This window comes from Pseudovibrio exalbescens DSM 16456 (assembly GCF_000422785.1).
Classification (GTDB): Bacteria; Pseudomonadota; Alphaproteobacteria; order Rhizobiales; family Stappiaceae; genus Pseudovibrio; species Pseudovibrio exalbescens.
Map to the genome: position 1 here is coordinate 19,212 of NZ_AUGS01000026.1, position 8,732 is coordinate 27,943.

9 protein-coding genes are annotated in these 8,732 nt (G+C 50.1%); 6 read left to right on the forward strand and 3 right to left on the reverse strand.

All coding sequences use genetic code 11. From position 1 onward, the window contains the following. Nucleotides 1–84 precede the first annotated feature (84 nt). A complete protein-coding gene (locus G512_RS0114085) occupies nt 85–1,029 on the forward strand; it encodes a helix-turn-helix domain-containing protein (RefSeq protein WP_081657493.1) in 945 nt (314 codons plus the stop codon). Between the two features lie 8 nt (nt 1,030–1,037). Here G512_RS0114085 and G512_RS21230 read toward each other — a convergent pair whose 3' ends face one another. Continuing rightward, nucleotides 1,038–2,183, reverse strand: coding sequence for an N-acetylglucosamine-6-phosphate deacetylase (locus G512_RS21230; protein ID WP_208975023.1), 1,146 nt, complete (start codon nt 2,181–2,183; stop codon nt 1,038–1,040). Nucleotides 2,184–2,303: 120 nt separating this feature from the next. Beyond that, nucleotides 2,304–3,041, reverse strand: coding sequence for a glucosamine-6-phosphate deaminase (locus tag G512_RS0114095; protein ID WP_028482274.1), 738 nt, complete (start codon nt 3,039–3,041; stop codon nt 2,304–2,306). Between the two features lie 208 nt (nt 3,042–3,249). On the opposite strand from G512_RS0114095, the gene G512_RS0114100 reads away from it, so the two are divergent. The 5 genes from G512_RS0114100 to G512_RS0114120 all read left to right on the forward strand — a co-directional run bounded on the left by G512_RS0114100 (nt 3,250) and on the right by G512_RS0114120 (nt 8,350). Further along, entirely contained in the window at nt 3,250–4,224 is a 975-nt protein-coding gene (locus G512_RS0114100; protein WP_028482275.1) for a TRAP transporter substrate-binding protein, read from the forward strand. Between the two features lie 112 nt (nt 4,225–4,336). Continuing rightward, nucleotides 4,337–4,843 carry a TRAP transporter small permease gene (locus tag G512_RS0114105; RefSeq protein ID WP_028482276.1) on the forward strand — a complete coding sequence of 169 codons (507 nt, stop codon included), beginning with the start codon at nt 4,337–4,339 and terminating at the stop codon, nt 4,841–4,843. 2 nt (nt 4,844–4,845) lie between these two features. Beyond that, nucleotides 4,846–6,135, forward strand: a complete 1,290-nt coding sequence (locus G512_RS0114110) for a TRAP transporter large permease (RefSeq protein ID WP_028482277.1) — start codon at nt 4,846–4,848, stop codon at nt 6,133–6,135. A gap of 6 nt (nt 6,136–6,141) precedes the next feature. Then, nucleotides 6,142–7,335 (forward strand): ROK family transcriptional regulator, encoded by a 1,194-nt coding sequence (locus G512_RS0114115; RefSeq protein ID WP_028482278.1) that lies wholly within the window; start codon nt 6,142–6,144, stop codon nt 7,333–7,335. Further along, nucleotides 7,325–8,350 carry an aldose epimerase family protein gene (locus G512_RS0114120; RefSeq protein ID WP_028482279.1) on the forward strand — a complete coding sequence of 342 codons (1,026 nt, stop codon included), beginning with the start codon at nt 7,325–7,327 and terminating at the stop codon, nt 8,348–8,350. Before G512_RS0114115 ends, G512_RS0114120 begins: the two co-directional genes overlap by 11 nt. Before the next feature lie 77 nt (nt 8,351–8,427). Here G512_RS0114120 and G512_RS0114125 read toward each other — a convergent pair. Then, the coding region (locus tag G512_RS0114125; RefSeq protein WP_028482280.1) for a transposase at nt 8,428–8,732 on the reverse strand (305 nt) is incomplete at its 5' end.

Sequence of the window (8,732 nt, forward strand, 5' to 3'; positions counted from 1 at the left end):
GGTCAACAATCAGGATCTTGACCTTTGATCCGTCGGCAAAGAAAGTTGCGTTTTGTGAAACGATTCAACTGAGCAATTCTCGATATGACAAGTTCATCCTCATCCTGTTCCCGCCCGATGGGGCTTCGTATCACGACCCCCGGAACATCTCGGCTGAAAACGGATGAAGTGGATATTGAAGTTGCCAGCTTTGCAGATCGAACTGGCACTGGATTGAAGTGGAGCCTGTCTCACTTCCGGTCCCAAGGGCCGGATGCGGTAGAAGTGCAAAGTGAACGTGCGGCAGAATATGTTTTTACGCAGGTGCCGCTTGCTGGTACGTTTGAAGCCGAGTTGAACTGTGGTACCCAATATGATGGCGCAACTGCTGGTTTGATACGGCCGAAAGAGTCCAGCGCCTTGTTCCGGTTCAATCATTCCGACAACGCGATGTTTGGCGTGCTCTTGCCGCTGACGGTTCTGGAGCAGTGGTTTGGCGGTGATGTGCCAAAAGGTGCCAGAGATCTGCTGAGGCGGGTTGGTAGCGCAACCTTGCACCGACCTTCACCCCTGCCGTTGTATCTCCGTCAAATGCTGGTCTCTTCTCTGGAGAACCAGTCTCCGCTTCGACATCACCTGGTTGAGGCAGCAGCCATACAGGTCATGGGCTTCCAGATTGATCAATTGACAGCATTTGGTGCGCCAACCTTTTTGCCTCATGAGTTGCAAGCCGCTCGTGAGGCGCAAGCAATTATGCAGGCAAATGCGATGGCGCCCCCAAATGCGAGAGATCTTGCAGCAAGTCTCGGCATTTCTGCCAACCGCCTCGCCAATGCCTACCGAGAGGTTTTCAATTGTACACTGGCACAAGGCGCGGCGCAGATCAGGTTACAAGCGGCGTGCGGGGCCTTGCAAGCTGGCGCCTCCATAAAGGTGGTTGCGCTGCAGGCGGGCTACTCAAGTGCAAGTAGCTTCACCTATGCCTTTAGGAAGCAACTCGGCTTGCCACCGCGTGAATGGCTCAATGCGCGTGCCCGCCGCAGCAAATAGACAATTTTCTACTGCAGGCTGATGCGATAGTCGCCGACCTTGGCAGACGTGGGGTAAAGGTTTGCGCTCCATTCCACACATGTCGCCATGGGTTTGATGCCGTGAGCGTCCATGGCCTTGAATAGCAGCTGGTTGGGGTTTGCGCAGGCCATTCGTATAGCTTCGGTTGGGGTTGCTATGCCCCAGTTAACCAGATTGCGAATGCCGTCATCAAGCTTCAAGCTGGAGCCTGCCAAGCCGGGCTCGCCGGGGCGGCATACAAGGCCGTTGGGCTTTGCTTCAATCGGTATGCCGGCGAACTCATACACCCCAGCGGGCGCCCCTGCAGGGGTCGCAGCATCAGTTACGAGGATCGTTCGTTCCAGCTGCTTTGCGCGGATCAAGCAGCGCAGTGTTTTCTCTGGTATGTGAAAACCGTCGGGAATGAAAGATGCCATAAGACGATCATCTCCGAGTTGGCGCCAAAGTGCATTATCCAATCGGGGAAGGAGTTGAGGCAGTCCGTTTCCCAAGTGCGTGCTCATAACAGCGCCTGCGTCGATTGCTGCATCGAGGGCGTCCTCGGTTGCTTGGGAATGCCCGATCGCGACAATTTTCCCATTCAGGGACGCTTCTTTGATAAACTCTGGCGCTCCTTTTTGCTCGGCGGCCACAGTGATGAGCAGGATTGGTCGGTCGAGTTTTGATTCCAGAGTCTCTACCAAGTTGTAGTCGGCAGGCATCATGGCCTCTTGCGGGTGCATGCCAGCGTACCCTTCGACGGGGCTCAAAAACGGCCCTTCAAGATGGTACCCCGGGGCCATCTTGTTTCCCAAAAGGGAACTGGAAAGCGCTCTATCAAGTGACTCGAACCGAGCAAGGAGTTTGTCCGGTGTGGCGCTTATGATCGTTGGCAGGCAAGTAGTGACACCCGTGGCGAGTATTGCATTCATTGCTTTTTCTATGTCACCAGAATCAAGGTTGCCGGAGTTCATATCCACGCCGGCAAATCCATTGATTTGCAGGTCAACCAGTCCGAGGCTCTGGAAGGTGCCCTGTGAGGTGAAAATGGAAGATTGTTCACGTAGAGATCCGAGCTTCCGAAAGTCGGCGTAACCTTCGGCGTCTTCATCGACTTCAATGAGATCCGCACCGTCAATTGCTGAGTAGCCCATGCTGGTCACCAATATGAGTTCTGGCTCAGAAAAACCGACTAATGGTTAGCTCTGAGCCTCGTGTTGTCATGCAAACATGTACTGCCTGCCCAATGATTGTGGAGACTGTAGTGCTCGTCGCTACAGCAAGCTTGCTGACTCCCTGTCTAGGAAAAGGGTGCAATTGGGGTGTTGCTGGCAAATGCTTGCGGGGTATTCCGGAGATACCTCAGAAAGAACTGCGTTTTTTACAGCTTCAGCTTTGCGAGCATCAGGTACTGAGAGAATGATCGCTTTCGACTTCATAATTTGGCGAATACTCATTGAAACCGCTTTGGTGGGTACTTCGTCCATGGTCGAAAACCAGCCTTCGCCGAATTGTTGTTTGCGACAAACGTCATCCAGTTCAACAATGATGTATGGGGCTTCAACATCGAAATCTGCTGGTGGGTCGTTAAACGCCAAATGACAGTTTTCGCCAATTCCTGCAAAGCAGACATCAATTTCCACCTGAGATATTCGGTCACTTAGTTTTTCTAGTTCTGCCTCAAGGTTGGCGCTGTCGCCATTTACTGGGAAAAACTCCGCATTTGTATCAACTTTCGAAACTACACGTTCCCGCATGTATCTCCGAAAACTTGCGGGATGATCACTGCTCATTCCCACATACTCATCGAGGTGAAAGAAACTGACTTTGGACCAATCGACACCAGAAGCAGGGCTTGTCAGTTCTTCCAGTATTTCGAATTGAGACGCACCAGTCGCAAGAATAAGATTTGCGTGGCCCTTTGCCTCAATTGCTTGGCGGACAAGTTCGCTCCCCCTTGCAGCTGCCGCTTTTCCCAATTCAGCCTTACTTTCTAACGTCACTACTTCCACAGCTTGCCTCCATTTTTTAACATATAATATCGTAAATGATATTATATAACGATAAACTGTACTTATGTGAGATATAGGTCGCTTCTGTCTGCTGTTTTGTCAACATAAATTAAAAACAAATATGATAATAAATATTGAAAACGGCGTTTTGTGCGGTTAGCTTTTCGATGGGAGTTATTGGGACTTCTGTTTTATCGCGGAGGAAAAAATGAAGCTGTCCTTAGTCAAAGTTGCCTTGTTGGCCGGTGCACTCGTTTCTGCGCCGTTCGCTGCAAATGCGGAAATCGTCTTGCGTCTTGCTGAAAACCAGCCCGACACAAATCCTGTGACAATGGCCATGCATAAATTTGCTGAGCTGGTTGGGGAGAAAACTAACGGAGAGGTTCGCGTTGAAGTGTATTCTGGCGCGCAATTAGGTCAAGAACCAGAGACGATTGAGCAGGCACAAGCAGGAATTATTGACTTTGCTCGTGTGAATAGCGTTGTTCTTGCCAATGTGAGCCCTTCTGTTGGCGTCTTTACGCTCCCCTATATTTTCAAGAACTCGGAGCATAAGTACAAAATACTTGATAGTGAGATTGGCGACAAAGTTCGCAAGGATCTCGAGCAGATTGGACTGATTGGCTTTCAGTTCATGGAGGCTGGTACTCGTAATTTTTACACTGGTGAAAATAAGAAGATTGAGTCCATCGAGGATATGAAGGGGCTGAAGATCCGGGTGCAGCCAGCTCCGATCTCCATCAAAATGGTCGAACTCCTTGGGGCAACGCCAACCCCAATGAACTATGGCGAGGTCTTTTCAGCATTGCAGTCCGGCGTGATTGATGGCGCTGAAAACGACTACGTGAGCTACTATACATCTTCACATTATGAAGCGGCTCCATACATCGTTGAAGATGGGCACTTGAGCCCGCCTGCAATTCTTCTGATGAACAAGGCGAAGTTCGACAGCTTGGAGCCAGATTTCCAGAACGCAATTCTGGAAGCAGGAAAAGAAGCCGCGTTGTTTGAACGTGAAGCCATGTTCAAGGCAAACGAGGAAGCCAAGCAAAAGGTTATCGACGCGGGCGTCACCGTTACAACCATTGACAACAGTAAGTTCAAGGAAGCTGTGCAGCCTCTTTATGCTGAGTATCCAGCTCTGTCTGAACTGGTAGCTGAGATCGCGGCCTTCGACCAATAAAAAGCAAAAAGTCGGACATGGCGCTCCTACTTTTGGGGCGCCTCCTTCCTTGTTTTGCCGGGGCTAAATGGCCCTCAACACATGTCCGCCATCGCCTTGCGAGGAGACAACGATGCGATCCACGAAGGCCTTCCTCTGGTATCTCGATGCCGTTATGGAATGGATTTGTCATAGCCTGCTAGTCGGTATTCTCGTGATTACTGTCATGCAGGTGTTTATGAGGTTCGTGCTCAATAGCCCGACCAGTTGGTCTGAGGAAATTGCGCTTTTGATGCTAATTTGGTTTGGCTTGATCGCCTGCGGCATCATGGTGGGGAGGAGAGGGCATATCGCCATCACTTTCCTCCGGGACCTGGTTCCGGGAAAGTGGCCGATCACCTTTGATCTCTTTGCTGACATTGTTGTGCTGATCTTCTCTGTTTTTTTGCTCAGCGTTTCAGAAAAGCTCTTGGCGTTGGTGGGGTTGCAGATCATGCCCGCTTCCGGTGTTTCTCGCGCTTGGCTTTATTGGCCTGTCGCTGTGGGCGGGGCTCTCATGACGATTAATGCGGCCGCCAACGTCGTAGAGACCGCATCAGTTTTATTTACCAAAGATGCTGCACAAGACGGGGACGTATAAACATGATTGATTTTATGGGCATCTCAATCCTGTTGGGAACCTTCGCCGTCTTGATGGCGCTACGGGTTCCAATTGCCTTTTCGCTCGGAATTTCCTCCGTATGCACGGCGCTTTATCTGAATATTCCCCTCCTGTTCGTTGCGCAGAAGATGGTAAACGGGTTGAATTCTTTCACATTCCTCGCTGTGCCGTTTTTTATTCTTGCTGGGCAGATAATGACCGAGGCTGGTATTTCCGAGCGTCTAGTGCGTTTTGCAGACACGCTGGTGGGGCGGATACGTGGGGGCATTGCTCAGGTAAACATCCTCACGTCAATGCTATTCGGCGGCATTTCTGGTTCGTCTGTAGCGGATGTTGCATCCGTTGGATCCTTCCTGATACCGGGAATGGTGCGTCGGGGGTACTCTCCGGGCTTTTCTACTGCGGTGACTGTGACATCATCGGTGCAGGGGGTTCTTATCCCACCAAGTCAGAACATGATTTATTACGCCCTCGCCGCAGGTGGTCTGCCAATCAGCAAATTGTTTTTGGCAGGTTACATTCCAGGTGTAATGATTGGGCTTTCGATGATGGTTCTTTGTTTCATTATTGCCATTGTCCAGAAGCATCCACGTGGTGAACGCCATTCATTCAAGGAAGCGCTGAAAATAACCGGCGAGGCATCTATCGGCCTGTTTACCATCGTGATCATTATTGGCGGCATTGTTGCGGGGATCTTTACGGCAACCGAATCTGCTGCGGTTGCCGCTACCTATGCCCTATTCGTGGGCTTTTTCATCTATCGGACCATGACCGCCAAAAAAGCGCTTGTCGTGCTTCGTGGATCACTCGAAACACTGGCAATGGTGATTGCGATCATCATGACATCTTCTGCATTTGGTTTTTTGCTGTCTTTTCTGAAGGTTCCGGTGGTTCTGTCAGAGGCAATATTTGCAATTAGTTCCGACCCGATAATTGTACTGTTGTGCATCAATATCTTGTTGCTGTTCCTTGGCATGCTGATGGATATGGGCATTTTGATCCTGATCCTTACCCCGATCCTTTTACCAGTTGCTGTCAGCATTGGTGTAGACCCAATTCATTTCGGCATGATCATGCTCATAAATCTCGGCATGGGCTTGATAACACCACCTGTGGGGACTTCACTTATTGTTGGTTGTACCATAGCAAAGATCTCGGTTGAGAGCTCATTGAAAAATCTGTTGCCATTCTATGTATTGATGATTGTTATTCTTTCTATGGTGACCTATTTTCCGCAAACCTCGTTGTTTTTGCCACAATTACTTGGGTAAGGATTGATGAATATTATTTCTCATCACAATTCCAATTCGCGCTTGAAACTGTCCATTTTTGATCTGGTTTTGAACGGCAAAGCGAATTCGCGGAAGGACATCATCAGTGCATTGGCTATAAGGCCGAATACCGTGTCGGAAATGGTGGCTGAACTAGTGGATATGGAGTTGATTTGGGAGCAAAAAGCTAAAGCAAGCGGACGAGGGAGACCAACTGTCTCCCTCGTCGCCAATTCCAGTCGGTTTGTGTGTATTTTGTTCCAGGTTGTGGGCCAATCCATCGTCGCAAGTTTGCGAAATTTGAATAATCAGGAGCTTTGGTCCGAGACCCACAAATTGTGTGAAACCGCAGACAACCATCAGGTTCTGAAGATATTCACTGATCTATATGAGGGAGCCCGTTCGGCAGTTCCCAAAGCCAGCGATTGTGCTTCGGTGATTTTCTCAATGCCAGGCATATTGGATCCGGAGAAGTGTATTTGGAAGTTTGTATCCCGTTGGCCGAATATGAGAGACCTTGATCTCAAACGGGTCATCAATTGTGGCCATGAACGTTTGTACTTGTTTCGTAATTTGGATCTCGAACTGTCTGCTCTTACGGTCAAAGAGGACGGCGGGCATGAAGCAGCTCTGATCGTGCATTGGGGGCAGGGTATTGGTTGCAGTTTCAGCCTTCCTTCAAACAATGGCTTATCGCGCCCTGGTCAATTCGGGGAAATCGGCCATTGGGTTATGGCCCGTGCCGGCGGGGACCTGTGTCGATGTGGAGGGAAAGGTTGCTTGGAAACGGTCGCTTCCCTTTGGGCATTGAAACCTCTTCTGAAAACGCACTGGCCTGAAGTGGAAGGGGATGAGCAAGAAATTGCCAATCAGCTCCACCTTTTAGATTTGTTATCTGTGCCTGAGTTCAGAGATGCTGTGACCGCTATTTCCAATACATTGACCAATCTCAGTCGCACCTTTTTTCCAAGCAAGATTTTGATGACGGGGCCCTTTGTGAATAATCCCTATGTATGGGCAGAGTTGAACAAACAGTATTCTGCAGCGGGGGCGCTCTCCAGCCTTGAGGTGCCGCCACTCATCAACGTCAGCCGCAGCTTGGATCTTGAGCGGCGGGGCGCCTTGAATGCTGTTCTGCCAAAGTATTTGTTGACGTATATTGAGAAAAACAGCCAAGACGGCAGCAAACATGTCGATTGAAGAAGAGGTTCTTGGAAAGCACAATGGTGTATCTGTTGTTCGCCATCGGCTGACAGACGACAATGGGCAAGTTGTCTCAATTCTGAACCTCGGAGTAACAGTACAACGCTGGCAGGTTCCTATTAAGGATGGCCTTCGTGACGTCGTTCTAGGCTACAAAAACTGGGAAAGCTACTTACCGGAGGGCCCTGCGCTCGGTTGCCTTGTTGGGCCGTTGGCGGGTCGGGTTGAGGGCGCGAGCTTCGTTCACGATGGTAAACGCTTCAACCTAACGCGAAACTCAAAGGGTGTGCATATTCACGGCGGTCCGGCGGGTATTGGAAAATTGGTATGGGGCGTGGATAGGGACGAGGAGAATAACGCGCTCCGCTACACACTTTCATTGCCTGATGGGCATATGGGGTATCCTGGAAAACGATCGCTGGAAGTCGAATACCGCCTCGCCAATGGACGGCTCTCATTGGCGATTTATTGCAGTACTGACGCCCTCACGCCGATGAATATTTCACAGCATATAGCATGGAATCTTAGTGGTCGCGCGCCAATATTCGACCACACCCTAACTATACCGTCTCGGAGAAGGGTTGAATTTGATCAATACATGGTGCCAACTGGTCAGCTGTTGTCGATTGATCAATCTAGTTCTTTCTTCTTTGCTAGATCAAAACGAATGCGAGATGGTTTTGGGCATCTTCAAAAGCTTGACGATTGCCTCGTGCTTGATGATCGTGGCCGCTCCGACACGGTGGCAGCAAAACTGGTCTCGCCAGATAGTGCGCTGGCGTTGCGCATCCTGTCAGATCAGCCAGCGGTAGTGGTCTACAACTGCTCAGGACTTCAAGGAGCAGGTAAATCTGCGAGTGATGTAAAACTACAGCCTTTCGCCGGAGTATGTATTGAAGATCAGGCGATAGTCGGTGCAATTAATCATCCGCATCTTCAAGACGTGTTTATTACGCCTGATGTTCCTTATCGGCATATGTGTCACATGGAGATTGGCGTTGATCAAGAGTGAGGAAAAGAAGAATAAAAAAGCCGGGTGGAACATCGCGCTTCCAACTGTTTGTGAAACGCTTCGGATTCTTGCTCGCACTAGGCTCTGTTGACAAAGTTTCGTAGCCAGAGACGTGCAGCCGCGAGATTGAGGAAAGCTTCGAAGGACGCTTTGGTTTTATCGTATCGTGTAGCGATCCTGCGGAACTGTTTGACCTTGTTGAACATGCGCTCGATCCGGTTCCTGTCCTTGTAGGCCCGGAAGTCGCAAGGTATCGGTTCCCTGCGGTTTGACTTTGGCGGAATGACAGGGCTGATGCCAGCCAGCAGCAGGCTTTGGCGCACTGCATCGCCATCGTATCCCTTGTCAGCCAGGAACAGCCGAGGTTTGCGGAAAGGCATAT

Coding starts and splice junctions, on each gene's coding strand:
- G512_RS0114085 (WP_081657493.1), top strand. CDS start 85: ATGACAAGTTCATCCTCATCCTGTTCCCGCCCGATGGGGCTTCGTATC.
- G512_RS21230 (WP_208975023.1), bottom strand. CDS start 2,183: ATGGGCTACTCAGCAATTGACGGTGCGGATCTCATTGAAGTCGATGAA.
- G512_RS0114100 (WP_028482275.1), top strand. CDS start 3,250: ATGAAGCTGTCCTTAGTCAAAGTTGCCTTGTTGGCCGGTGCACTCGTT.
- G512_RS0114105 (WP_028482276.1), top strand. CDS start 4,337: ATGCGATCCACGAAGGCCTTCCTCTGGTATCTCGATGCCGTTATGGAA.
- G512_RS0114110 (WP_028482277.1), top strand. CDS start 4,846: ATGATTGATTTTATGGGCATCTCAATCCTGTTGGGAACCTTCGCCGTC.
- G512_RS0114115 (WP_028482278.1), top strand. CDS start 6,142: ATGAATATTATTTCTCATCACAATTCCAATTCGCGCTTGAAACTGTCC.
- G512_RS0114120 (WP_028482279.1), top strand. CDS start 7,325: ATGTCGATTGAAGAAGAGGTTCTTGGAAAGCACAATGGTGTATCTGTT.